The sequence below is a fragment of the Umezawaea endophytica genome (assembly GCF_025061645.1).
Taxonomy (GTDB): domain Bacteria; phylum Actinomycetota; class Actinomycetes; order Mycobacteriales; family Pseudonocardiaceae; genus Umezawaea; species Umezawaea endophytica.
Map to the genome: position 1 here is coordinate 180,441 of NZ_JANYMP010000010.1, position 24,656 is coordinate 205,096.

The window sequence follows — 24,656 nt, forward strand, 5'->3', positions numbered from 1 at the left end:
TTCCTCGTGGCGCCCCGAGGAAGGGGATCAGGGCGTCAGCGCTTCGGCCGCGACTTCAGCGCTTCTTCCAGGTGCTTCTGCAAGAACCAGCCGACGGCCCGGTCGGGGGCGATCGAGTCGACCGCCGCCCGCACCGCGGGCGGGTCGTGCGGTGCCCAGAACAGGTCGCCGAACCGGTCGTAGACGATCCCGTACTGACCGTAGTCCGCGATGCCCTGCACGCCGACCGTCGCGTAGACGCCGAAGGGCGCCATCGGGTTCTTCATCCGCGACTGGTCGGTCTCGGCGCGGAGCGGCGCCTGGCAGGTGCCGACGGACTCCTCGTTGGTGCGGTGGCACACGTACCGCGTGCTCTCGTCGAGCAACCGCACCAGGTCGGACGGCAGCAGTTGCTTGCTGTTGACCCGCTGCGGCCCCGTCGGGGCGGGCGGTGCGGCGGGGGTGGCCGGGGTGGGGCCGAACAGCCGGGACAACAGGTCGGTGATGCCCGCCTGGACCACCTGCCCGGTCTGCGCCAGGAGCTGGTTCCACTCCGGGCGCAGCTCCGGCGTCAGCACGGGGAAGCGCTGCCGCAGCACGGGCGTCGTGTGGAACGTGCGCGCGGTGTACCCGACCCTTGTGTACGTGGCCCTGCTCAGCGACTCGCGCCCGGCCAGGCGCAGCATGGCGCTCACGACTGCTCCCACCCGTGCTCGGCGACCGCGGTGAAGGCGCGCTTGACGTCGGTGGCCAGCCACGCCGCCACCTCGGCCTTCGTGACGCCCACCAGGTCCGGGTCCGTCGCGAGCAGGTCTCGCAGGTCCCGTTCCAGGTCGGCGAGCACCGCCTCGGCCAGCCGCTCCGGCGAGGGCAGCCCGCCGCGGAACTCCTCCACCTCCTTCGTCCTCGGCGCGGGCTTGCCCGCCACCCCCTGCGTCGTGCTCTCGGCGGTCGAGACCACCGGGATCTTCTCGCTCATCCTTGCCATCTTCCGTTCGGCGACGATCCGACACGAGGACACTCGCCGACGACGCCGCGCGCGTTACCCGGCCCCGATTCGTTTTTCCGTTGTCCGCCAAGTGGGTCAGCTCAGGTGGTGCACCTCGGGAAGCCCGTAGACCGGGGTGGGGACGCCCTCGTACCGGGCCTTGAGCTGGAGGGCCAGGTACAGCGAGTAGTGCCGGGACTGGTGCAGGTTGCCGCCGTGGAACCACAGCGATTCCTGCCGGGTCGGCTTCCACATGTTGCGCTGCTCCCCCTCCCACGGGCCGGGGTCCTTGGTCGTCGCGGAGCCGAGCCCCCACACCTTGCCGACCTTGTCCGCGACCTCCTGGGAGATCAGGTCGGCCGCCCAGCCGTTCATCGAGCCGTACCCGGTGGCGTACACGACCAGGTCGGCGGGGAGTTCCTCGCCGGTCGACAGGACGACGGCGTCCTCGGTGAGCCGGGCGACGTCCACTCCGGACCGGAGCTTGATGTCCCCGTTGGCCACCAGGTCCGACGCGCCCACGTCGATGTAGTAGCCGGAACCCCGGCGCAGGTACTTCATGAACAGCCCGGAGTCGTCGTCGCCGTAGTCGAGCAGGAACCCGGCCTGCTCCAGGCGCGCGTAGAAGTCCGCGTCGACCTTGCGGATCTCGTCGTACACCGGGATCTGGAAGTCGTGCATGATGCGGTACGGCAGCGACGCGAACGTGAGATCGGCCTTCTGCGTGGTCATCCCGGCGGCGACGGCCTCCTCCGAGTACAGGCCGCCCAGCGCGATCCGCATCAGCGAGTCGGACCGCACGATGTGCGTCGACGTCCGCTGCACCATCGTCACGTCGACGCCGTTCTCCCACAGCGCGGCGCAGATGTCGTGCGCGGAGTTGTTCGAGCCGATCACGACGGCCCGCTTGCCCCGGTAGGCGTCCGGGCCGGGGTGCCTCGACGAGTGGTGCTGGTCGCCGCGGAACGTGTCGGCGCCCTCGAACACCGGCACGTTCGCCTTGCCCGACATGCCCGTGGCGAGCACGAGTTCCCTGGGCTGCAACGTGATCTCCTCGCCGTCGCGGCGGACGACGACCGTCCACTCGCGAGCGTCGGCGTCGTAGGACGCGCTGAGCGCCTCGGTGGAGGTCCAGTAGTTCAGCTCCATGACCCGCGCGTACATCTCCAGCCAGTCGCCGATCTTGTCCTTCGGCGCGAACACCGGCCAGTTCTTCGGGAAGTCCAGGTACGGCAGGTGGTCGTACCAGACCGGGTCGTGCAGGCAGAGGGACTTGTACCGGCCCCGCCACGCGTCACCCGCGCGGGCGCTGCGCTCCACGACGATCGTCGGCACGCCGAGCTGCCGCAGCCGCGCGCCGAGCGCGATGCCGCCCTGCCCGCCGCCGATGACCACGGTGTGCGGCTGAGTGGTGCGACCCAGCTCCTCGGCTTCGGCGGTCCGCTGCTCCAGCCACGTCCTCCGGTCCGGGTTGGCGCCGTGCTCGGCACCCTTGGGACGCCTGCCGTTCACCGGCTCCTCGTGGCCGATCAGCTCGGTCATCGTGGTGAGCAGCGTCCACACCAGACCGTCGCGGAGCCGGAGCTGCCCGACGCACCGGCCGACGGACGTCTCGAACGCGATCCACGACTCGACCACGCCGTCGCCCTCGGACGCCCCGCCCAGGTCCTCCGCGATCCGGAACGCGTGCGGGCGCACCCGGTCCAGGGTCGCGGCGAGCATGTCCCGCACGCCGTCCCGGCCCTCGACCGTGACGATGTTCCAGGTGAACGCCACCAGGTCGCGCCAGTAGGACTCCTCGCCGAACAGGCCCGCCACCGCGCCGGTATCGCCGGACGCGAGGGCCGACTCGAAGTCGGCGAGCCACGCGGTGACCTTCGCCGCCGCGTCGGTCGTGGTCAGGGTCTCGGTCATCAGGCGACTCCGGTTCTGCTCGGGGGAGAGGGGGCGGTCCGAAGGCGCCGCACGGCCGGAGCCGTGGACGCGGGCAGGAGCAGGTCGGGCGACGCCGGGCAGGCGACCTCGACGTCGACCCAGTCGGCGAAGCGGTACGGGCGGTGCAGCAGCAGGCCGCCGAGGCGCCTGCGCAGCCGGGACACCTCGGCGCGCACGGCGAGCACGTGGTCGGGTGAGCCGAACAGGTCGGCGGAGAGCTGCGCGCCGCTGCGGCCGTTCGGGGCGAGCGCCAGCAGCAGCGCCAGCTCCGCGTGCCTCGGGCTGAGCCGGTGCGACCACCGGCCGGACGGCGACACGACGGTGATCCGGGGTTGGCGCGGGTCGTCGAGCGCGAGGGCGACTCGGGTCTGCGCCGGTTCGGCGGCGGCGCCGTCGAGGACCCGGACCAGCCACCCGCCTGGCACGGGTTCGAGCCTGCACGCCCCGTACTCCGGCAGCCAGACGTGGTCGCTGCCCCGGTCGGCGGGCAGCGCGATCCGCGCGACCGGCGGCACCCCGACCGCCGCCGCCACCCAGCCGTGCGGATCGGTCACCAGAACGGGGTCGCGGGTGCCCGCGAGCAGCGGCGACGCGGTGGCGCGCAGCGCGTCGAGCATCCCGTGGTGCTCCTCGCGCAGGAACGACTCGGCCATCCTCGCCGCCGCGTCCACCAGCGCGAGGGTGCTCGGGTGCACGGTCGCCGCCGCGCCGCTCACGTCCACGACGCCGAGCAGGCCGCCGTCGACCGGGTCCAGGATGGGCGCGGCGGCGCACGTCCACGAGTGGTGGGACTTCACGAAGTGCTCGGCGGAGTAGATCTGGACGGGCCTGCCGACGGCCAGCGCGGTGCCGATGGCGTTCGTCCCGACCTGCCGCTCGCTCCAGGTGGCGCCGACCGCGAACCCGAGGCGCTCGGCGTGCCGCTGGATCTTGCGCGGCCCGTCCCGCCACAGGACCACGCCCTCGGCGTCCACCACGACCATCACGTGGCCGGCGTCCTCGGCGGCCGGGAGCAGCACGTCGCCCAGCACGGGCAGGGTGCGGGCCAGCTTGCCGCGGTGCCGCCGGTGCTCCACCTCGTCGGGGCCCAGCGCGGCGGCGGGCTCTCGGCCGTGGTCCGGGTCGACGCCGAAGCCGACCGCGCGCCGCCACGAGTCGCCGACCAGGTCGCGCGGGGCGGCGGGCGGTCGGTCGCCGGACAGCGAGGCGTCGCGGATCCGACGGAGCAGGTGGGCGTACCGGCCGGGGTCCTCGCCCGCGGGCACGGCGGATTCGAACGGGCCGGAGGTCGACGTGTCGCGGGTCACACCCCGAGTGTCGCCCCGCAGCGCCTCGGGCACCACGGTCGTCGTGCTCTCGCGCATGGTCACCTGACCTCGTCGTCGGGTATCCGGCCTGCCTGGCAGACCTTGCCGCCCTGATGAGACGCGCGGAACCGTTGCAACGGGGTTGCAGCGGCGGGCGTCGGGTTGGATGAAGGGGAGCCGCTCAGGAGGGACACCACACGTGCCGCACGCCACCGCCCCGGACGGGGTCGCCATCGCCTACCAGGTTCGGGGCGGCGGCGACCCGCTCGTCCTGCTGTCCGGCCAGGCCAACAGCCACGAGTGGTGGGACGACGTCCGCGAGGACTTCCACGGCTCGCGGACCACGATCACCCTCGACTACCGGGGCACCGGCGACAGCGGCGAGTCACCGTCGACCTACAGCACTCGGCGGTTCGCGGAGGACGTGATCACCGTGCTGGACGACCTCGGGGTCGACCGGGCCGACGTCTACGGCACGTCGATGGGCGGGCGGGTGGCGCAGTGGGTGGCCGCGCTGCACCCCTCCCGCGTCCGGGGGCTGGTGCTCGGGTGCACCTCGCCCGGCGGGCGGCACGGGTTCGAGCGGAGCGACGAGGTGCGCCGGACCCTGGCGGTGCCGGACGCCGCGAAGGTCCGGCTCGCGCTGCTCGACTTGATGTACACACCGGAGTGGCTCGCCACCCACCCCGGCCCGTACCGCACGCTCGGCGACCGGGGCATGTCCCCGCGCGCCCGGCGCGGCCACCTGGCGGCCAGCAACCTGCACGACGCGTGGGACGCGCTGCCGGACATCTCGGCGCCCACGCTCGTGGTGCACGGGGACGCCGACTCGTTCAACCCGACCGCCAACGCGCCGCTGCTCGCGGACCGGATCCCCGGTGCCCGGCTCGTGCTGGTCCCCGGCGCGCGGCACGCGTACTTCGAGGAGTTCCGCGCCACCGCGAGCCCGCTGGTGCTCGACTTCCTCGACCACGCCGTGTCCGAAGTGGACTGAGGGCGCGGGGACTAGAGTCCTCGGCCTGGACCGGATCGAGGAGGCTGTCATGACCAGTGCGGCAGAGGAGCATCGGACCGTCGCCGGGGTGTTCACCGACCGCGTCCGCGGCGTCGCGCCGGGGGCGTGGGACGACCCGGCGCCGTGCGAGGGCTGGGTCGCGCGGGACGTGGTGCGGCACCTGGTCGAGTGGTTCCCGGCGTTCCTCAAGGCAGGCGCGGACGTCGACCTGCCCAAGGGCCCGTCCGCGGACGAGGACCCCGTCGCCGCGTGGACCGCGCACAGCGACGGCGTGCAGGCGCTGCTGGACGACCCGGCCACCGCGGGCCGGGTGCTGAAGAACCCGCACATCGGTGAGGTCCCGCTCGACCGCGCGGTCGACATGTTCTACACCAGCGACGTCTTCCTGCACACCTGGGACCTGGCGCGCGCCACCGGCCAGGACGAGCGGCTCGACCCGGACCGGTGCGAGCGGCTGCTGAGCGGCATGGAGGCGATGGACGAGGCGCTGCGGTCCAGCGGGCACTACGGGCCGAAGGTCGAGGTGGCCGAGGACGCCGACGTGCGGACCAGGCTGATCGCGTTCACCGGCCGGACGCCGTAGGGGCCTGTTCCCCCAGGTCCTGGATGCCGATCACGCCCAGCAGCCGCAACTGGTCCACGGCGGGGCTGCCCGCGGGCGCGGTGAAGAACTGGAGGCGCTGCCCGCCGTCCTCGCTGAAGAGGTTCTGGCAGTGGATGTCGAGCGTGCCCAGGGTCGGGTGGTTCACCCGCTTGCGGTCCCCGCGCCGCACGGCCACGTCGCCGGTGGCCCACAGGTCCGTGAACTCCGGGCCCGTGTGGAGCAGCCGCGCGACCATGTCGGCGGTCCGCGGGTCCTTCCCCCGGCGGGCGACGGCGGCGCGCAGGTCGTGGACCAGCACCTTCGAGTGGTGCGGGTGGTCGGGCTCCGGGTAGACGGTGCGGACGTCCGGCTCGGTGAACCAGCGGTACACGAAGCTCGCCGCGTGCCCGGTCCGCCGGGGCGACTCGCCGAGCAGGGCCCGTGCCAGGCGGTTCTGCGCCAGCGTCTCGTGCAGGTCGGTGATGATCCGCGCGGGCGTCGTGTCCAGGCGGTCCAGCAGCGCCAGCATGGCGGGCTGCACGTGGGAGGACGTGCCGGTCGTCGCGGGCGGCGGCCGGTCCGCCAGCCGGTAGAGGTGGTCGCGCTCGTCGTGGTCCAGGCGCAGCGCCCTCGCCAGTGCGCCGAGCATCTGCGCTGACGGCTGCGTGCCGCGTCCGCGTTCCAGCTCGATGTAGTAGTCCACGGACGCGCCCGCGAGCTGGGCCACCTCGTCGCGGCGCAGGCCGGGCACACGACGGCGCGGCCCGGCGGGCAGGCCGACCTCGGCGGGCGTGATCCGCGCGCGCCGAGACCGCAGGAAGACACCGAGCTCGGACAGGTTCACGGCTCCAGTGTGCTGGTGGGAGCCACCCGTAGCCAGGGGGTGCCGACCCCTGGGTGAGCGGCGCCTGGTTACCCGCTCGTGGCGGCGGCATGGTCGTGGGGTCACTTCGGAAGGGGAGAGATCATGCCGTTCGCCAACCTGAAGGTGCCCGCCGGAACGCTCACGGCGGAGCAGAAGGAAGTGCTCGTCACGAAGGTGTCCGACCTGTACGCCGAGACGTTCGGCGACCGGGCGCGCGCCACCACGATGGTGCTCGTCGAGGAGGTCGCCGACGGCGGCTGGGGCATCGGCGGTCAGGTGCTCACGCTCGCCAAGCTGAGCGGCACCCACGCGTGATACCGCTTCCCGGCACGGTCGCACGCCGTGCCGGGAAGCGGTATTCCCTTACCGCTTTCCTCCCACCCCCGTGTAGAAGTGCTGTCGGCGCACCGGGTGATGGGGGACGGGGACATGGTCGTTTCAGCGGGGGAGTTCGAGGCCGAGCGGCAACGGCTGCGGTACGCGCGGGAGTGCTTGGCGCGCGACCGCGAGGAGATGCTCCGGTCGGCGAAGGCGATGGAGGCGCGCGGCGACGACCCCGACCTGATCGCGTGGCTGTACCGGCGGGCGTTCCAGTTGGAGGACCGCGACGACGCGCCGCTGTTCTTCGGCCGGATCGACGGCCCGCTGCCCGAGCCGGTCTACATCGGCAGGCGGCACGTCGGCGACGGTGACGACGAGCCCGCGGTGATCGACTGGCGCACCGGGATGGCCACCAGGTTCTACCGGGCCACCGGCGCGGAGCCGATGGAGGTCGTGCGCCGTCGCCGGTTCGGGTTCTCCGACGACACGATGACCGGGTACGACGACGAGCACCTGACGCCGGAGTTCGACGACGGCCTGAGCGACTTCGTGCGGCGGCAGATCGAGTTGGCCCACTACGGGCCCATGCGCGACATCGTCGCGACCATCCAGCCCGACCAGGACCACGTCGTCCGGCGGGATGCCACCCGCGCGCTGGTCGTGCAGGGCGGACCGGGCACGGGCAAGACCGCCGTCGGCCTGCACCGCGCGGCCTACCTGCTCTACGAGCACCAGCAGATCCGCAGGCGGGGGGTGCTGGTGGTCGGCCCGAACGACACGTTCGTGCACCACATCTCCCGCGTGCTGCCCACCCTGGGCGAGGTCGACTGCCGTCACGTGTCCGTCGCCGGGCTTGTCGGCGCGGGCCGGGCCGCGGCGGAGGACCCGCCCGTGGCGGCGCTGAAGGGCGACCGGCGCTTGGCGACGGTGCTGCACCGCGCCGTGTGGTCGGAGGTGGGCAGGCCGACCGAGGACTTCCTCGTCACCGACACCAGCCCGTACATCCGCGTGCACCCGGAGGAGCTGGAGGTGTTGGCCCGCGACCTCCTCGCCGACCGCACCGCCTTCGGGCCCGCCAGGGAACTCATGCGGGACCGCGTGGCCAACCGCGTGCGCCGCAAGCTGGAACTGCGGGGCCGGGCCCCGAGCGACACCGCCACCCGCAAGCTCGCCCGGTCCAAGCAGGCCCGCGGCCTGGTCGAGTCGATCTGGCCGGTGCTCAAGCCCGGCGACGTGCTGCTGCGCCTCTACTCCGACCCGGAGCACCTCGCGCGGTGCGCGGACGGGGTGCTCTCCCCGGACGAGCAGCGCGCGCTGGTGTTGGCCGAGCCGCCTGCCAGGGCGCGCCGCGCGCGGTGGACGGCGGCGGACCACGTGCTGCTGGACGAGCTGGCCTGGCTGCTCGACGAGCAGACCCGCACCGGCCACGTCGTCCTCGACGAAGCGCAAGACCTGTCCGCGATGCAGTTGCGCGCGGTGGGCCGCCGCTGCGCCGGCACCCTCACCCTGCTCGGCGACCTGGCCCAGCAGACCACCGCGTGGGGCCTGCCCACCTGGGACGACGTGCTCGCCGAACTCGGCCACGCCGGTGACGTCGTCACCCTGGACACCAGCTACCGCGTGCCCCAGCAGGTACTGGACATCGCCAACCGCGTGCTGGCCCACGTCGCGCCGGACCTGCCGCCGACGACGTCGGCCCGGTCGGCCCAGGACGCCGTCACCGTGCTCCGGGCGGACACCGACGGCGTGGCCCGCGTGATCGCCGAGCTGGTGGAGGGCCTCCCGGTGGAGAAGGGCGGCGTCGGCGTGATCACCGCCGACGCGGACGCGGAGCCGTTGCGCGCGGCGTTGACCGCCGAGGGCGTCGAGCCGGTGCTGCCGCACGAGCTGGACCGGCGGCGCAGGCTGGCGCTGGTGCCCGCGGGCGAGGCGAAGGGGCTGGAGTTCGACACCGTGGTGCTGGTCGACCCCCACCGCCTGCTCGACCAGGGCGAGGTGGGGCCACGACTGCTCTACGTCGCGTTGACCAGGGCCATCTCCCACCTGGCGATCGTCCACACCGCCGACCTGCCCGACCTGCTGGGACTGGGCTGACCGACGACCGGTTCCGGTCCGCCGCGAGCCCTCTCCACAAGGGACTTCCACCGCGCGATCTCGTTCCCCGCAGGGGAGGACGGCGCTTTCCCGGAACCTGAATGCCCCGTTCAGACGCTGTTCTGCGGCGGGTACTGACAATGTGGACAGAACCCGGCGCCGTTCGTTGACATCGTCGCCGCCGCAGCTCGAAGGTCTGTTGTGGGTCAACAACCTTTCAGCGAAAGGACCAGGTATGCGGTGGTACCTCAAGCGGCTCGGTGCCGCAGCGCTCGGGGTCGTGCTCGTCGCCGGGTTGGCGGTGACCTCGGCCGGGTCCGCGTCGGCCGAGTCCAACGGGGGCGTGCGGGTGATGCCGCTCGGTGACTCGATCACCGACGGGTTCAACGTGCCGGGCGGTTACCGGATCGACCTGTGGCAGCGGATGGCCGCGGGCGGGAAGACGGTCGACTTCGTCGGGTCCGGGTTCAACGGGCCCGCCGCCCTCGGCGACCACGACCACGAGGGCCACTCGGGGTGGAGGATCGACCAGCTCGACGCGAACATCGTCGGGTGGCTGAGGACGTCGGCGCCGCGCACGATCCTGCTGCACATCGGCACCAACGACATGAACCAGAACTACGACGTGGCCAACGCGCCCGCGCGGCTGTCGGCGCTGATCGACAAGATCCGGGTCAACGCGCCGATCGTGGAGCTGTTCGTCGCGCAGATCACGCCGGAGAGCGACTCGACGCAGGAGGCGCGGGTGCGGGCGTTCAACGCCGCCGTTCCCGGTGTCGTGGCGCAGAAGGGACCGCGAACCCACCTGGTCGACATGCACTCCGCGCTCACGACCGCCGACCTCGCCGACGGCGTGCACCCGAACGCGGGGGGCTACGACAAGATGGCGGCCCGCTGGTACTCGGCGCTCCAGTCGGTGCCCGGCAGCCTCACCCCCGTGGCGACGCCGCCCGTCGGCACCGAGGTGCTGCTGGCGAACCCGCAGGCCAACCGGTGCCTGGACGTCTACGGGGCGGTCACGACGGACGGCACCCAGACCGTCCTGTACGACTGCCACGCGGGCGCGAACCAGCGCTGGACCCGGACGGAGGCCGGTGAGCTGCGGGTGTACGGCGACCGCTGCCTGGACGTGAACGGCAACGGCACCGCGAACGGCACGAAGGTGCAGATCTACACGTGCAACGGCACGACCGCGCAGCGGTTCACCTTCAACACCGACGGCTCGATCGTCGGCGCCGGGTCGAACAAGTGCGTGGACGTGAAGGCGGGCGAGACCGCCAACGGCACGCTGGTCCAGTTGTACGAGTGCAACGGCAGCGGCGCGCAGCGCTGGTCCGCGCGCTAGGTCCACAGTGGAACGGGCCGCTCCGGGACTGTCCCGGAGCGGCCCGTTCCCTTGCTGCTACGCGGTGAGCAGCGTCAAGCCGTAGACCCTGAGGATCTCGTTGATCGGCTGGAACCAGGTGCGGCCGCCGCTGGAGCAGTTGCCGTACCCGCCGGAGGTCACGCCCTGGGCCTGGTCACCGGTGATGAACGAGCCACCGGAGTCGCCGCCCTCGGCGCACACGCTGGTGCCGACCATCTCGTAGACGGCGCCCTGCGCGTAGTTGACGGTCTCGTTGCGGCCCTGGATCACGCCGCAGTGCCAGTGCGTGGTCGAGCCGGACCGGCACACGGACGTGCCGGGAGGCGCTTCCCACGAGCCGCGCACGAGCGCGTCGCTGACCTGGCCCCACCCGAGGACGACGGGCACGTTCCACCAGCCGCCGCCGGTGCGGACCCACGCGTAGTCGTTGCCGGGGAAGGAGGAGCCGCCGAAGTTGCCCTGGAACGAGCGGTCCCAGCCGTACACGGCCGCGCCGCCACCTCCGCAGTGCCCGGCGGTGACGAAGCCGCCGTGCACGGAGAAGCCGATGGAGCACCGCACGTTGCCGGTGTAGTACGGGTCGCCGCCGACCGTGCCCGCCGCGAACGTCGTCGGCGCCTGGACGCCGTCGGTGTTCACGATGACCGGGCCGGACTTCTTGACGGTGTCGAGGAACGCGTCGACCTCGGCGGTGCGGGCGCCGGGCTGGACGTCCACGACGACGCCGCCCTGACGGGCGTCGACCCGCCAGCCGCTGACACCGGCCGGAACGGCCTTCGCCTTGGACAGGCCGTCGATGCCGGTCTTGACGGAGGCGAGCTTGGCCGCGCTGTGCGTCGCGGTCGTGGTCTCGGCTCCGGTGGCCCGCACGGCGCGGGCCTTGCTCTGGTCGGTCAGCGCCACGACGAGCTTGCCCTTGTCGGCGTCGAACCAGCTCCCGCCGTAGGCGTCACCGGCCGCGGTGGTCGCGGTGTCCGCGATCTTCGTGGCGGTGGCCTCCTGGCGGATTCTGGTCTTCGCCTGCTGCTCGTCGAGGCCGAGGTCCTGGCGCATGGCCTGGACCAGCCCCGGCGACAGCGCGGGCTCCGCGGGAGCGGCGGACGAGGTGGGCGTGAGGCCCAGTGCCATTCCCATCACCAGCAGGCCGGTCATACCGACCCTGGTCATCCTGCTACAGCGCATGGTTCTCCTTCGGTGCTACCGCAGGGACCCGCGTCGACGAAGGAGGGTTCGGCGTCGCGGGGGCGAGCACGGCTCCGCGACCAGGGCGGGTGGCGACGGCGCCGACAGGGAAGTGAGAGCGCTCCCACTTCCCTGTCGGCCACTGTCGCAACGCCGGGGCGTCCCCGTCAATCCCTGCGAGCCGAACTCTGTGGTGGTTGCCCGAACGGGCAGTGGTCCGGACCAGTGCGAGGGGGTGACCGGGCCGAAACCGGGCAGCGGCGCCCGTGAACCGGTCAGCTCCGGACCGGTCGATGATCGACGAAGTCGAACGGGATCCGCTCGCCCGAGCTGTTTACAACGTTGTATCCGGACGGCTATAAACATCGCGGTGGCAGCGCGACGGTGCGCTTTCAGGCGCTCCACGCTGAGTCCGACGACCTTGGGGAGCCCGCTGTGCGCGATCATCGAGTCCGGCTCGGCGCACTCGGCGTCGTGCTCGCGTTCGCCGCCTCGGCGGTGGTCGGCGTTCCCGCCGTGACCGCCGCGCCGACGGCCGCCGCGCCGACGACGTACCCGGAGGTCGGCCGGGGGACCACCCTGCTCGACCACCGCGCGAAGCTGGCCGGGTTCGTGGAACCCGAGTGGTACGAGGCCAACATCCCGTTCGTCGACCTGCCGGACCGGTCGATCGAGGACACCTACTACTACCGCTGGCGCACCTACAAGGAGGCGCTGAAGTACACCGGCCCGGACGACGGGTGGATCGTGTCGGAGTTCCTCGGCCCGGTCGGCTACTCCGCTCCGGGCGGCGGGATCGTCGCCGCCGCCGGGCACCACGTCTACGAGGGCCGCTGGCTGCGCGACACCCGCTACCTCGACGACTACCTGGACTACTGGCTCAGGGGGAGCGGTGCCGGTCCCAAGCCCGCCAGCGACTTCCTCAACGAGAACACCACCGACTGGGCCCACCAGTACTCGTTCTGGGCCGCCGACGCGATGGTCGCGCGGGCGTCGGTGGACGGCCGGTTCGACTTCGCCGTCGACCGGCTGCCGGAGTTGGAGAAGCAGTGGGACACGTGGTCGCCGCAGTTCGACCGCGACCTCGGCCTGTACTGGCAGGTCCCCGTCTGGGACGCCATGGAGTACACCGCGAGCTCCTACCAGAGCAGCGACCCCTACCACGGTGGCGCGGGCTTCCGGCCGACGCTGAACGCCTACCAGTACGGCGACGCCAAGGCCATCGCGAGCCTGCTGCGGCTGCGCGGCGACCGCCGTGGCGCGGAGGAGTACGAACGTGACGCCAAAGCGCTCCAGACCGCCGTCGAGCAGCGGCTGTGGGACGCCGACGGGCAGTTCTACAAGCACGTCGCCCGCGACGACAACCCCGGCCGCACCAAGCTCGCCGACCGCGAGCAGATCGGCTTCATCCCCTGGTACTTCCACATGGCACCGGCCGCGAACTCCGCGGCGTGGAACCAGCTCACCGACCCCTCCGGCTTCGCCGCGCCCTACGGCCCGACGACGGTGGAGCGCCGCAGCCCGTGGTACATGCACGACGCCCTCAAGGGCTGCTGCCGCTGGTCCGGCCCGAGCTGGCCGTACGCCACGAGCCAGACGCTGACCGCGATGGCCAACCTGCTCGCGGACTACCCGGCGCAGTCCGCCGTGGACCGCCAGGACTACTACGACGTGCTGCGCGGCTACGCGGCCACGCAGCGCAAGAACGGCGCCCCGTACGTGGCGGAGGCGCACCACCCCGACGAGGACCGCTGGATCTACGACGGCCGCGGGCACAGCGAGGACTACAACCACTCGACGTTCAACGACCTGGTGCTCTCGGGCCTGCTCGGCATCCGTCCCCAGCAGGGTGACCGGGTGCGGCTGGCACCGCTGGTGCCGGACGGCTGGGACCACTTCGCGGTGGAGAACGTGCCGTACCACGGCCGGAACCTGTCGGTGGTGTGGGACCGCGACGGCAAGACCTACGGCCAGGGCGCCGGGTTGCGCGTCTGGGTCGACGGCGCGCTCGTGCACCGCCAGTCCGACCTGCGCGCCGTCGACGTGAAGGTGAAGCAGGGCCGGGGTTCCGCCGCGACCCCGCTGGTCGACGACCTCGCCAACGCCGCAACGGCGACGGCCTCGTACTCGTGGTCCGCGGACAGCCCGACCGAGGCGGTCGACGGCCAGGACTTCCACCTCGACGTGCCCACCACCCGCTGGACCACGTGGGGCAGCCCCAACCGGGAGGACTGGCTCGCGGTCGACCTCGGCGCCCCGACGCGGGTGTCGGACGTGCGGGTGTCCTTCTACGACGACGGTGGGGGAGTGCGCACCCCCGACGCCTACGCCCTGGAGTACCGCGCTCCCAACGGTTCCTGGGTCGCCGTGCCGGGGCAGACCAGAACCCCGGCGGTGCCGGAACGCGGTCGCCTCAACCGCGTGGTGGTCGAACCCGCGGTGCTCACGAGCGCGCTGCGCGTCCGTCCGACCAGGATGGACGGCGGCGCCGTGGGCATCACCGCGCTCCAGTCGTGGCGGCCGGAGGACAGCCGGGTGAGCGTGGCGTTCCGGGGTGCCGACGGCGGGCTGCTGCACGTGAAGTCGGGCAGCACCACCGAGGTCAAGGCCACGGTCCGCACCACGACGCCGCTCACCGTCCGCCCGGAACTCCAGGTGCCCGCGGGCTGGAAGGCCACCTCCGTCGGCCCCCGGTTCGTCACGCCCGGCCGTCCGGCGGAACTGCGCTGGACCGTGACGGCGCCCGCGTCGCTCACCCCCGGCACCCGCGCGCCGGTCCGGCTGCTGGTGGCGACCACCGGGGGCCGCACGACGGGTGACCTCGTCCAGGCCGAGGCGGTCTTCGACCCGGCGGACTTCGCGACCGTGGTGTGGGAGGACGGGTTCGACAGCGCGCGGGCCTACCAGGTCGGAGCGCGCTTCGGTGAACCCGCTCCGGCGGTCGGCGTCTCCGCGGGGACGTTGACCGCGACCGCCGCGGGCCGCCAGTCCGCCGCGGTGCTCGTCGCGCCGGTGAAGGCGCCGCCGGGCGACCTCGCGGTGGTGCTGACGCCGTCGTCGTTCACCGGCGCGTCCCCGGAGGACAGCGTGCTGGCGGGCGTCGCCGCAGGATCGGACGACCTCGTCCTGTCCTGGTACAACAACAGCTCCCACACCTCCGGTGTCGACGTGCGGGTCGGCGGTCGCGACTTCGGCGACAGCGCCACCGGCGGGTGCTGCGCCGACGTGACGTGGGCTCCGGGCGACCGGATCGCCGTCGTGTTCGGCACCTCGACCATGACGAGCTGGCTGGGCCACGGCAGCACGTGGCGGCTGCTGCGGACCGCGCCGTACGGCACGGCGGTCACGCCGGAGCAGCGGGCGACGTGGTCCCCGGCCATCGGCGTCCGGCTCACCTCCGGCACGCTCGCACTCGACCGGATGACGGTGCTCGGCCGCGGTCCGGCGTCCTGATGGATGAGGGGCTCAAGCAGTACGCTCGCGGCATGGGCACGCACGAGACGAACGCGCGGCTGGTCGAGCAGGTCATCGGCCTCACCACGCTGGTGGTCGGCATGACCAGGGACGTCGTCGAGGCGGAAGGGCTGACCGAGTCGCAGGCCAACCTGCTCTGGCTCGTCGACCCGGCCGTCGAGCCGCTGTCGCTGCGGCAGCTCGCCGCGCGGCTCAAGTGCGACCCGTCGAACATCACCCTGCTCAGCGCCAAGCTGGAGGAGAAGGGCCTGGCCGCCCGCGCGTCCCACCCGGCGGACGGCCGCGTCCGGACGCTCGTGCTCACCGAGGCGGGTGAGGGGGTTCGCGAGCGGCTGCTCGCGGGCGCGTACGAGCGGTCGCCGTTCGCGTCGCTGGGGGAGCGGGAGCAGCAGCAGTTGCACCGGCTGCTGGGCAAGGTGCTCGACGCGGCGCGCTGACGCGGGAACCATCGCGGCCCGGTGGCCGACCTGTGGGTGAGCACTTGCCACCGAGCACACGGGAGCCACTGTGGAACCACGTCCGTCCGCCGAACCGCTGCGCGTGCAGGTCCTGCTGTTCGACGGGGTCGAGGAGCAGGACTTCGCCGGGCCGCTCGAAGTGCTCGGGCTGGCGTCGAGCTCCGGCGTGGTGCGGGTGTCGCAGGTGACGACCGGTGAGCCGGGCCGGGTGACCGCGCGCTACGGCACCAGGATCGACGTGCCGACCGGGTGGTCGCCGCAGGACGCGGACGTGCTGGTCGTGCCGGGCGGTGGGTACGGCGACAAGACCGGGCCGGGGGTGAACCCCCTGATCGCGGACCGGGAGTTCCTCACCAGGCTGGCGGCGGCCGAGGTGCTGCCGGTGGGCGTGTGCACCGGCGTGATGGTGCTGTCCGCCGCCGGGCTGACCAGGGGACGGCCGTGCACGACGCACTCGCGCGCCAAGGCGGACCTCGCCGCGCAGGGCGGTGTCGTGGTCGACGCCCGCGTGGTGGACGACGGCACGCTGATCACCGCGGGCGGCATCACGTCCGGCATCGACGCCGCGCTGTGGCTGGTGGAGCGGCACGCGGGCGCCAAGGCGGCGCAGCGGATCGAGACCGTGCTGGAGCACGAGCGCCGGGGCACGGTCTGGCGCGCGTGATCAGGTCCGGCCGGGCACCCTGATGCCGTACTGGGCGATCTTGCGGTACAGGGTCGCGCGGCTCAGGCCCAGCTCCACGGCGGCGCTCACGACGGTCGCCCCGCGCTCGGTCAGGCACCGCACGATCTCGTCCCGCTCCAGCGCCTGGATGCGGCCGAGCCGGTGCCCGGTCCCGGTGAACACCTCGGCGGGCAGGTGGTGGGTGTCCACGACGTCCGTCCGGGCCGCGGCGTCCCGCACGACCCGGCGGAGCTGCTTGACGTTCCCCGGCCAACCGCAGGACAGCAGCGCGCGGGTCGCGGCCGAGGTGAACGTGATCGCCCGGCCGCGGTCCCGGTGCGCGAAGTGGTGGGCCAGCGGCAGCACGTCCTCCGGCCGGAACCGCAGGGCGGGCACCTCCACCACGGCGTCGACCAGCGGGCTGAGGGCCTCGGGGATCGCGGAGTAGTGCTCGGCGGTGAGGACGAACGGCTGGAGGCCGTCGGCGCGGCGCGCGGCGGTGAACATCCGCGCCAGCTCGGTCGCCGCCCACGCGGGCAGGGCGTCCACGCCCGACACGATCACGCAGGTGCTCTCCTTGCCCAGCTCCGGCGTCCACAGCGTGAGCCACGCGTCGACGTCCTCCGGTGCGGGCGGCCGGGCGCTGAGCACCCGCTCCCGCGCCAGGACCTCCTTGCGCGCCAACGAGACCAGCGATGTCTTGCCGACTCCCGGCTCGCCGACGACCGCGACGACCCGGCCGCCCTCCAACGCCGTGCGCGCCTGCGCCAGCGCGTCGGTCCAGCCGGTCGACCGGGCGTGGACCGCGTCGTCGTGGACCTGGAACCGGTCCGAGTAGACCCGGAACACCTCGCCCCGAGGAGCCGGGCGGCTCCGGCGCCCGGTGGAGCGGGCCAGCATCAACGCGGCCGTGTTGCCCGCGGCGGCCTGCGCCAGCGCGAGCAGCAGCTCCGACGACGAGTCCGACCAGGTGGTGAGGTTGACGCTGCCCGCCAGCTCACCGGTGATGGGGTCCAGCACCGGCACGGCGGCGCAGGTGTACCCCTGTAGGCCGGTGCAGTAGTGCTCGGCGGCCCGCACCAGCGTCGGGGTGCGGTCGGCCAGCGCGAGCCCGAGGCCGTTGGTCCCGGCGTCCCGCTCGGCGAACGAGAACCCCGGCGCCAAGTGGACCCGGTCGAGCGACCGGTTGATCGTCACGTCGTTGCACAGCCTGCTCAGCACGAGACCGGTGCTGTCGGTGATCATCAGGCTCACCGGTTCGGTGGCCAGCGTCCTCTGGAGGCCGCGCAGGACCTCGTTCCCGCACTCGTAGAACAGCGACCCGGTGTCGACCGAGCCGGTGAACACGGGCTGGACCTCGTCGGTCGACACGCCGTAGCGCTCGCTGCGCTGCCACGAGGCGAGCAGCCGCGGCGCGATCTCCGCCGCCGCGCGCCGCCCCTCGAACGACGGGGCGACGTGGGTCCGTGGCGGGAGCCGGTGGTTCTCCACGGTGACCTCCACAGGGGCGCTCCGGTGCGCCCACCTGGTCCAAGGTACTGCGGCCGAGCGCGGTCCGGCACGCTCGCGGTGTCTCAAACTGAGACACCTGAGGGGGGTCCCACCTGCGGTGACCTGCCTACCGTCGCTGTCGAACGTGCCACAGCCGTCACGGACGCGGAGGACGCGCATGTACAGCAAGGATGGCGAGGACTACTTCATCGTCGACGCCCACGTGGCGCTCTGGGACGCCCGCCAGGAGAACCGGCTCAACGTCCACGGCAAGCAGTTCATCGACTGCTTCTACGACTACCACCGCAACCTCAGCCCGGCGTCGGAGCTCTGGTCGTACGAGGAGTACCTCTACCAGGGCGGCGACCGGCTGATGAAGGACCTGTTCACCGACGGGTACGTCGACCACGCGATCTTCCAGCCCGCCCGGCTCGGCGCGTTCTACGCGACCGGGTTCGGCCAGACCGAGGAAGCCTTCGCCCTCACCCAGGCGCACCCGGACAAGCTGACCTACAACCACTACTGGGACCCGCGCTTCGAGCAGGCCGGGCTCGATCAGCTCAAGCGGGACGCGGAGCGGTTCGGGCTCAAGGGCGTCAAGCTCTACACGGCCGAGTGGCAGGGCGACTCGCGCGGCTGGAAGCTCGACGACCCGTGGGCCTACCGGTACTTCGAGGCGTGCCAGGAACTCGGGATCAGGAACATCCACGTCCACAAGGGACCCACGATCCGGCCGCTGGACCGCGACGCGTTCGACGTGGCCGACGTCGACAAGGCGGCGACGGACTTCACCGAGCTGAACTTCGTGGTGGAGCACTGCGGACTGCCCCGGCTGGAGGACTTCTGCTGGATCGCCACGCAGGAGCCGAACGTGCACGCCGGTCTCGCCGTCGCGATGCCGTTCATCCACACCCGGCCGCGCTACTTCGCCCAGATCATCGGCGAACTGCTGTACTGGATCGGCGAGGACCGGATCCAGTTCTCCAGCGACTACGCGCTGTGGACGCCGAAGTGGCTGATCGAGAAGTTCGTGGACTTCCAGATCCCCGAGGACATGACGGAGTACGCGCCGATCACCCCCGACCAGAAGAGGAAGATCCTCGGGCTCAACGCGGCGGCCATGTACGACATCGCGGTACCCGCCGTCGAGCGGGCGGCGGTCTGACGTGGGCCCGCTCGCGGAAGCCGCGCGCCGGGCGTTGGACGGCGTGTTCGACCCCGAACTGGACGAGCCCATCACCGACCTCGGTTTCGTCCGGTCGCTGGAGGCCGACGACGGCGCGATCACCGTCCACTTGCGACTGCCGACGTCGTTCTGCTCGCCGAACTTCGCCTACCTGATGGCGTCCGACGCCAAGGACGCCCTCGCACCGCTCGCCAGGACCGTGGTGGTCCTGCTGGACGACCACCACGACTCGGAGATCATCAACCGCGGACTGGCCGCGGACGCGGGCTACCGGGGCACCTTCGGCGCGGAGGCGGACAAGGACCTGGAGGACCTGCGGCTCACGTTCCGCCGCAAGGCCCACACGGCCGCGATGGAACGGGTGCTCACCGGGCTGCTCGGGGGCGACGTCGAACCGCACGACATCACCCTGGCCGACCTGCCGGACACCCCGAACGCCCGCGCCCTGCTGGCCCGACGCGCGGCACTCGGCCTGAGCACCGACCCGGCGGCGCCGGTGCTCGTCGACGACCACGGCGACCCCTACCCGCGCGAGGAGGTCCCGCTGCGGCTGCGGTTCGCCCGGTCGGTCCGGATCTCCATCGACGGCAACGCCCACTTCTGCCGCGGCCTGCTGCGCACCCGCTACCCGGACTCGGCAGCCGACCAGACCGCACGCGCACAAGACGACGAGACGACGGAGGCGAAAGCGTCATGAGGGCAGTCCAGGTCACCGGGTACCACGAGCCGTTGCGGCTCACCGAGGTCCCCGCACCCGAGGTCACCGGCCCGTTCGACGTGGTCGTGCGGATCGGCGGGGCGGGCGTGTGCCGCACCGACATCCACATCCTCGAAGGCCAGTGGGAGCGGAAGTCCGGTGTGGTCCTGCCGTACACGATCGGCCACGAGAACGCGGGCTGGGTGCACGCGGTGGGCAGCGCGGTCACCAACGTCGCCGAGGGCGACAAGGTCATCGTGCACCCGCTGATCACCTGCGGCCTGTGCCGCGCCTGCCGCTCCGGCGACGACGTGCACTGCGCGGACTCCCGGTTCCCCGGCATCGACACGGCGGGCGGCTACGCCGACTACCTGAAGACGTCCGCGCGCAGCGTCGTCCGGATCGACGACTCCTTGGAGCCGTCGGACGTGGCGGCACTGGCCGACGCGGGCCTTACGGCGTACCACGCGGCGGCGAAGGCGTCCCGCAGGCTGCGCCCCGGTGACCGGTGCGTGGTCATCGGCGCGGGCGGGCTGGGCCACATCGGCGTCCAGGTGCTCAAGGCGATCACGGCGGCCGAGCTGATCGTCGTGGACCGCAACCCCGACGCGGTGAAGCTCGCGGTGTCCATCGGCGCCGACCACGGCGTCGTGGCCGACGGCTCGCACGTCGAGCAGGTGCTGGAGCTGACCGGGGGGCAGGGCGCCGAGACGGTGGTCGACTTCGTCGGCGAGGGCGGCGCCACGGCGGACGGGATCGCCGTGCTGCGCCGCGCGGGCGATTACCACGTGGTCGGCTACGGCGAGAACATCGACGTCCCCACCATCGACGTCATCTCTACCGAGATCAACTTCATCGGCAACCTCGTCGGCTCCTACACCGACCTGTGCGAGCTGATGGTCCTGGCCGCGCAGGGCCGGGTGAAACTGCACACCGAGAAGTACCCGCTCGACCGGTTCCAGGACGCCTTGGACGACCTCGGGGCCGGACGCGTCCGAGGTCGGGCGATCCTGGTCCCGTGACCGGGGTCAGCCGCCGGACGTGCAGGTCACGTCCGGCGGCTCGGCCGCCGGGCCACCCGCGGTGAAGCCCAGGGTGGTGGTCCCGTCCACGGGCAGGGCGGCGTTGTAGTCGGCGCTGGTGACCGTCACCGAGCCCGCGCCCTTGGTGAGGACGCCGTTCCACAGGTTGTTGATCACGTTGGCCGCCGGTTGGGGCCAGGTCAGCGTCCAGCCCGCGAGCGCCCGGTCGCTCGCGTTGCGCACGACCACCTCGGCCTGGTAGCCGTCGGGCCAGGAGTTGGTGACCCGGAGCAGGGCGGCGCACCCGGCCGGTGGCGGGGTGCTGGTGGTGCTCGCGGAGGTGCTGGTCGGAGCGGGCTGGGCGTCGCCCGCCGGGGGATCGCTCCGGAGGGAGACGCCGACCACGACCCCGACGGCGACGAGGGCCGCCGCACCGGTCGCCAGCGCGACCTTCCGCCACGGCACGCCGCGCGGCACGGGGAGCGACCGCGTGCCGTCGGCCGGGCGGTCGGGCGGTGGCGCTTGGCCGATCGGCCGCGTGTCCTCAGGTGGCGGTGTTTGGTCGATCGGCCGCGTGTCCTCGGGTGACCGTGTGCCTTCGGGTGGCGGTGCTTGGCTGATCTGCCGCGTGTCCTCGGGCGGTGGTGCCTCGCCGGTCGGCCGGGCGTCCTCGGGTGGCGGCAGCTCACCGCTCAGCCGGGCGTCCTCGGGCGGTTCCGCCCCCGGCAGCGGGAGGCCCTGGACGACCGCGTCCAGCAGCCCGTACGTCTCGGCCATCGTCGGCCGTTCCGCCGGGTCGCGCCGCAGGACGCGCCCCAGCACGTCACCCAGCGGACCGGGGAACCGCGGCGGCGCCACCTGCCCCTCCGCCACGCGCCGCAGCAGCGCGTACGGGTTGTCGTCGGCCGTCCCGAACGGCGGGTGGCCCTCCAGCGCCGCGTACAGCGTCGCGCCGAGGGAGTACACGTCGGACGCGAACACCGCGCCGTGCCCCGACGCCACCTCCGGCGAGAGGAACGCGGGCGTGCCGACGACGACCCGCGCCTCGGTCACGGTGCCCTCGCCGATCGCACGGGAGATGCCGAAGTCGACGACCTTCGCGGTCCCGTCGTCGGCCACCAGGACGTTGAACGTCGTGACGTCCCGGTGCACGATCCCCGCCGCGTGCGCCGCGGCCAGCGCCGACGCCACCTGCCACCCGACGCCCACCACCAGTGCCTCCGGCAGCGGTCCGCGCTCGTCGATCATCTCGGCCAGCGTCTTCGACGGCACGTACTCCATCACCAGGCACGGCGTCCCACCGTGTTCGACCACGTCGTGCACGGTCACCACGTGCGGGTGCCGCAGCCGCGCGGCGATCCGCCCTTCCCGCACGACCCGCTCGACGGCGTCCGGCGATCCGGTGGCCGTGAAGAACTTGACCGCGACGACCCGCGCCAACCGCTCGTCCTGGGCCCGCCAGACGACCCCGGCGGCTCCTCGTCCGAGCTGCGACACGAGCCGGTAGCGCCCAGCGATGACCTCATCCCGTTCCGGCACGATCAGAAGCTACGTGGTCATCCCTCTCCACGACTAGGCTGTGATCACGGTCGACGTCGTGGTCGGAAGGTGGCTGGCGATGCCTGAGCAGCGCAGTTCCCAGTGGTACGCGGGAGACGACCGCAACGCCTACATCCACCGGGCGTGGATGCGCCGGGGTCTCCCGGCCCATGCGTTCGACGGCCGTCCGCACATCGCCATCGCCAACACGGCGTCCGACCTGACCCCGTGCAACGCGCACCTGAACGAGGTGGCGGAGAGCGTCAAGCAGGGTGTCTACGAGGCCGGTGGCATCCCGTTGAACCTGCCGGTCGTGTCGCTGGGGGAGACGCTGGTCCGCCCGACGGCGATGCTGTGGCGCAACATGGCCGCGATGGCGACCGAGGAGATGCTCCGCGCCAACCCGGTCGACGGCGTGGTCCTGCTCGGAGGCTGCGACAAGACCATCCCGTCGCTGCTCATGGCGGCGTCGTCCGTGGGCCTGCCCGCCGTGGTCGTGCCGGGTGGTCCGATGCTCACCGGCACGTTCCGGGGTGTGCCGCTGGGCTGCGGCACGGACGTGTGGCGGCTGTCGGAGGAGGTCCGCGCGGGCACGCTGTCGCAGGAGGCGTTCACGAAGTCCGAGTCGTCGATGATCCGCAGCCGCGGCCACTGCAACACCATGGGCACCGCCTCCACGATGGGGCTGGTCGCCGAAGCGCTGGGCATGGTCCTGCCCGGTCTCGCGGGCACCCCGGCGGCGGACAGCCGACTGCTGGAGGCCGCCCACGACACCGGCAGGCTGGCCGTCGAGATGGTCGCCGAGCAGCGCACGCCCGCCGCGGTCCTGACGCGGGGGTCGTTCCTCAACGCGATCGTCGCGCTGGCCGCGATCGGCGGGTCCACCAACGCCGTCGTCCACCTGCTGGCCATCGCGGGCAGGCTCGGCGTCGAGCTGTCCCAGGACGACTTCGACCGCACCGGCTCCGACGTCCCGCTGCTGGTCGACCTGCAACCGGCGGGCCGCTTCCTGATGGAGGACCTGTTCCGCGCGGGCGGCCTGCACGCCGTGCTGCGGGAGGTCTCGGACCTCCTGGACCCCACGGCGATCACCGTCACCGGCAAGCCGCTGGTCGACTACCTCGACACCGCCGAGATCTGGGACCGCGAGGTCATCCGCCCCCGCGCCGACCCGCTGCTGCCGCACGCGGGCATCGCCGTGCTCTACGGCAACCTCGCGCCCGACGGTGCCGTGGTGAAACCCGCCGCGGCCTCCGAGCACCTGCTCCAGCACCGGGGCCGCGCGGTCGTGTTCGACTCGATCGAGGACATGCACGCCCGGATCGACGACCCGGACCTCGACGTGGACGCCGACTCGGTCCTCGTCCTGCGCGGCTGCGGCCCGAAGGGCTACCCCGGCATGCCGGAGGTCGCGAACATGCCGCTGCCCCGGAAGCTGCTCCAGCAGGGCGTGCGCGACATGGTCCGGGTCTGCGACGGCCGGATGAGCGGTACCGCCTACGGCACGGTCGTCCTGCACGTCTCCCCGGAGGCGGCGGCTGGCGGCCCGCTCGCCTTGGTCCGGACCGGCGACTTCATCGTCCTGGACATCGAGGCCCGCCGCCTCGACCTGGACGTCCCCGGCGACGAGCTGGCGCTGCGCACCCCGGACCCGGCCACGGTGGCCGCGTTCGCGAACCCCCAGCGGGGCTGGGAACGCCTCTACGTGCGGACCGTGCAGCAGGCCAACACGGGCGCGGACCTCGACTTCCTCACCGGGGCGAGCGGGTCGGACGTCTCCCGCGAGTCCCACTGACCGCTCAGCCCGCCACCGGCTGGTGCAGGGCGGCGGCCTTCTCCGGCCCGTACTTGGTCACCAGGACGCCGTCGATCATCGCGTTGACGGTCGTGCCCTGCTGCTTGGCCGCCTCGGCGAACCCCTCGTCGGCCAGCGTCATCAACGGCGCGATGTCGACCTTCCACACGCCCTGCTCGCGGATGAAGTCGACCGTGTACGGCGCGGCCTCGCCACCGACCACCGCCTGCGCGCTGGCCTTGTCCCCGGTGACATTCACCTTGCCGAGCGCCAGTTCGGCGATCCCGGCCTCCCCGACGAGGCCCTTGTCGAACGAGGTCCTCAGCAGGTCGGCGGGCGACCCGTCGCGCAGCAGGGCGGGCTCCACCTCGGCCCGCAGCACGTACACGGTGAGCCGCTGCGTCGAGGAGATCCCCGTGAGCTGGTCGTCGGTGGCCGTCAACGCCAGCTTGCGCGCGTCGTCGTAGTACTTCGACACCGTGTCCGCCAGCACCCCCTGCGCGGTCGCGCCGTCCTTGGCCAGCGCGGCCTTCGTGTAGGTCTCGAACGCCTTGTGCACCGCCCCGGTGTCGTCCGGCGCGGCGGACGTGGCCGCGCCGCCGCCCTCCGACGAGCCGCAGCCCGCGACCAGCAGGGGGAGGCACAGGGCGAAGCGGATCAGCCAGGTCATGGCGCGCAGCGTAGTGCGCGGGCAA

Annotated in this window: 21 protein-coding genes; 12 read left to right on the forward strand and 9 right to left on the reverse strand. The window is 72.6% G+C overall.

Annotation, left to right across the window (positions count from 1 at the left end; genetic code table 11):
• Positions 1 to 35 precede the first annotated feature (35 nt).
• The 4 genes from NZH93_RS21795 to NZH93_RS21810 all read right to left on the reverse strand — a co-directional run bounded on the left by NZH93_RS21795 (position 36) and on the right by NZH93_RS21810 (position 4,266).
• Entirely contained in the window at positions 36 to 674 is a 639-nt protein-coding gene (locus NZH93_RS21795) for a hypothetical protein (RefSeq protein WP_259625001.1), read from the reverse strand.
• Positions 671 to 958: a hypothetical protein gene (locus tag NZH93_RS21800; RefSeq protein ID WP_259625002.1), complete on the reverse strand. Its 288-nt coding sequence runs from the start codon at positions 956 to 958 to the stop codon at positions 671 to 673. The genes NZH93_RS21795 and NZH93_RS21800 overlap by 4 nt, the downstream gene beginning before the upstream one ends.
• A gap of 105 nt (positions 959 to 1,063) precedes the next feature.
• On the reverse strand, positions 1,064 to 2,881 hold the full coding sequence (locus NZH93_RS21805) for an NAD(P)/FAD-dependent oxidoreductase (protein WP_259625003.1): 1,818 nt from the start codon (positions 2,879 to 2,881) through the stop codon (positions 1,064 to 1,066).
• On the reverse strand, positions 2,881 to 4,266 hold the full coding sequence (locus NZH93_RS21810) for a GAF domain-containing protein (RefSeq protein ID WP_259625004.1): 1,386 nt from the start codon (positions 4,264 to 4,266) through the stop codon (positions 2,881 to 2,883). The genes NZH93_RS21805 and NZH93_RS21810 overlap by 1 nt, the downstream gene beginning before the upstream one ends.
• Before the next feature lie 109 nt (positions 4,267 to 4,375).
• Between NZH93_RS21810 and NZH93_RS21815 the strand changes: the two genes are divergently transcribed.
• Together NZH93_RS21815 and NZH93_RS21820 are read left to right on the forward strand one after the other, a co-directional pair.
• The gene (locus NZH93_RS21815) at positions 4,376 to 5,203 is read left to right on the forward strand and encodes an alpha/beta fold hydrolase (RefSeq protein ID WP_372506738.1); all 828 of its coding nucleotides are present in this window, start codon (positions 4,376 to 4,378) and stop codon (positions 5,201 to 5,203) included.
• A gap of 49 nt (positions 5,204 to 5,252) precedes the next feature.
• Positions 5,253 to 5,807: a TIGR03086 family metal-binding protein gene (locus tag NZH93_RS21820; RefSeq protein ID WP_259625006.1), complete on the forward strand. Its 555-nt coding sequence runs from the start codon at positions 5,253 to 5,255 to the stop codon at positions 5,805 to 5,807.
• Here NZH93_RS21820 and NZH93_RS21825 read toward each other — a convergent pair.
• Entirely contained in the window at positions 5,788 to 6,651 is an 864-nt protein-coding gene (locus NZH93_RS21825; protein WP_259625007.1) for a helix-turn-helix transcriptional regulator, read from the reverse strand. The genes NZH93_RS21820 and NZH93_RS21825 overlap by 20 nt on opposite strands.
• 123 nt (positions 6,652 to 6,774) lie before the next feature.
• On the opposite strand from NZH93_RS21825, the gene NZH93_RS21830 reads away from it, so the two are divergent.
• The 3 genes from NZH93_RS21830 (at position 6,775) to NZH93_RS21840 (ending at position 10,432) form a co-directional block, all read left to right on the forward strand.
• A complete protein-coding gene (locus tag NZH93_RS21830) occupies positions 6,775 to 6,987 on the forward strand; it encodes a tautomerase family protein (protein ID WP_259625008.1) in 213 nt (70 codons plus the stop codon).
• 114 nt (positions 6,988 to 7,101) lie between these two features.
• Positions 7,102 to 9,087 carry a HelD family protein gene (locus NZH93_RS21835; RefSeq protein ID WP_259625009.1) on the forward strand — a complete coding sequence of 662 codons (1,986 nt, stop codon included), beginning with the start codon at positions 7,102 to 7,104 and terminating at the stop codon, positions 9,085 to 9,087.
• Between the two features lie 235 nt (positions 9,088 to 9,322).
• On the forward strand, positions 9,323 to 10,432 hold the full coding sequence (locus NZH93_RS21840; RefSeq protein WP_259625010.1) for an RICIN domain-containing protein: 1,110 nt from the start codon (positions 9,323 to 9,325) through the stop codon (positions 10,430 to 10,432).
• 57 nt (positions 10,433 to 10,489) lie between these two features.
• Here NZH93_RS21840 and NZH93_RS21845 read toward each other — a convergent pair whose 3' ends face one another.
• Entirely contained in the window at positions 10,490 to 11,620 is a 1,131-nt protein-coding gene (locus tag NZH93_RS21845) for a S1 family peptidase (RefSeq protein ID WP_372506740.1), read from the reverse strand.
• 450 nt (positions 11,621 to 12,070) lie between these two features.
• Here NZH93_RS21845 and NZH93_RS50755 point away from each other — a divergent pair, with 450 nt between their 5' ends.
• From NZH93_RS50755 to NZH93_RS21860, 3 genes are all read left to right on the forward strand, one after another.
• Positions 12,071 to 15,088 carry an MGH1-like glycoside hydrolase domain-containing protein gene (locus NZH93_RS50755; RefSeq protein WP_259625011.1) on the forward strand — a complete coding sequence of 1,006 codons (3,018 nt, stop codon included), beginning with the start codon at positions 12,071 to 12,073 and terminating at the stop codon, positions 15,086 to 15,088.
• A gap of 32 nt (positions 15,089 to 15,120) precedes the next feature.
• Positions 15,121 to 15,546: a MarR family winged helix-turn-helix transcriptional regulator gene (locus NZH93_RS21855; RefSeq protein ID WP_259625012.1), complete on the forward strand. Its 426-nt coding sequence runs from the start codon at positions 15,121 to 15,123 to the stop codon at positions 15,544 to 15,546.
• 70 nt (positions 15,547 to 15,616) lie between these two features.
• Positions 15,617 to 16,231 (forward strand): DJ-1/PfpI family protein, encoded by a 615-nt coding sequence (locus tag NZH93_RS21860; protein WP_259625013.1) that lies wholly within the window; start codon positions 15,617 to 15,619, stop codon positions 16,229 to 16,231.
• Here NZH93_RS21860 and NZH93_RS21865 read toward each other — a convergent pair whose 3' ends face one another.
• A complete protein-coding gene (locus NZH93_RS21865; RefSeq protein ID WP_259625014.1) occupies positions 16,232 to 17,722 on the reverse strand; it encodes an AAA-type ATPase lid domain-containing protein in 1,491 nt (496 codons plus the stop codon).
• A 178-nt stretch (positions 17,723 to 17,900) separates the two neighbouring features.
• Here NZH93_RS21865 and NZH93_RS21870 point away from each other — a divergent pair, with 178 nt between their 5' ends.
• From NZH93_RS21870 to NZH93_RS21880, 3 genes are read left to right on the forward strand one after another with little or no spacing between them, the layout of a single operon-like run.
• Entirely contained in the window at positions 17,901 to 18,887 is a 987-nt protein-coding gene (locus NZH93_RS21870; protein WP_259625015.1) for an amidohydrolase family protein, read from the forward strand.
• Between the two features lies 1 nt (position 18,888).
• Positions 18,889 to 19,605, forward strand: a complete 717-nt coding sequence (locus NZH93_RS21875; protein ID WP_259625016.1) for an iron-sulfur cluster assembly protein — start codon at positions 18,889 to 18,891, stop codon at positions 19,603 to 19,605.
• Positions 19,602 to 20,627 (forward strand): NAD(P)-dependent alcohol dehydrogenase, encoded by a 1,026-nt coding sequence (locus NZH93_RS21880; RefSeq protein ID WP_259625017.1) that lies wholly within the window; start codon positions 19,602 to 19,604, stop codon positions 20,625 to 20,627. The genes NZH93_RS21875 and NZH93_RS21880 overlap by 4 nt, the downstream gene beginning before the upstream one ends.
• 6 nt (positions 20,628 to 20,633) lie before the next feature.
• Here the strand turns inward: NZH93_RS21880 and NZH93_RS21885 are convergent, their stop codons facing one another.
• Entirely contained in the window at positions 20,634 to 22,166 is a 1,533-nt protein-coding gene (locus NZH93_RS21885; RefSeq protein ID WP_259625018.1) for a serine/threonine-protein kinase, read from the reverse strand.
• A gap of 79 nt (positions 22,167 to 22,245) precedes the next feature.
• On the opposite strand from NZH93_RS21885, the gene NZH93_RS21890 reads away from it, so the two are divergent.
• The gene (locus NZH93_RS21890) at positions 22,246 to 23,961 is read left to right on the forward strand and encodes an IlvD/Edd family dehydratase (RefSeq protein WP_259625019.1); all 1,716 of its coding nucleotides are present in this window, start codon (positions 22,246 to 22,248) and stop codon (positions 23,959 to 23,961) included.
• 4 nt (positions 23,962 to 23,965) lie between these two features.
• On the opposite strand, the gene NZH93_RS21895 is transcribed toward NZH93_RS21890, so the two are convergent.
• Positions 23,966 to 24,631, reverse strand: coding sequence for a hypothetical protein (locus NZH93_RS21895; protein ID WP_259625020.1), 666 nt, complete (start codon positions 24,629 to 24,631; stop codon positions 23,966 to 23,968).
• Positions 24,632 to 24,656 lie beyond the last annotated feature (25 nt).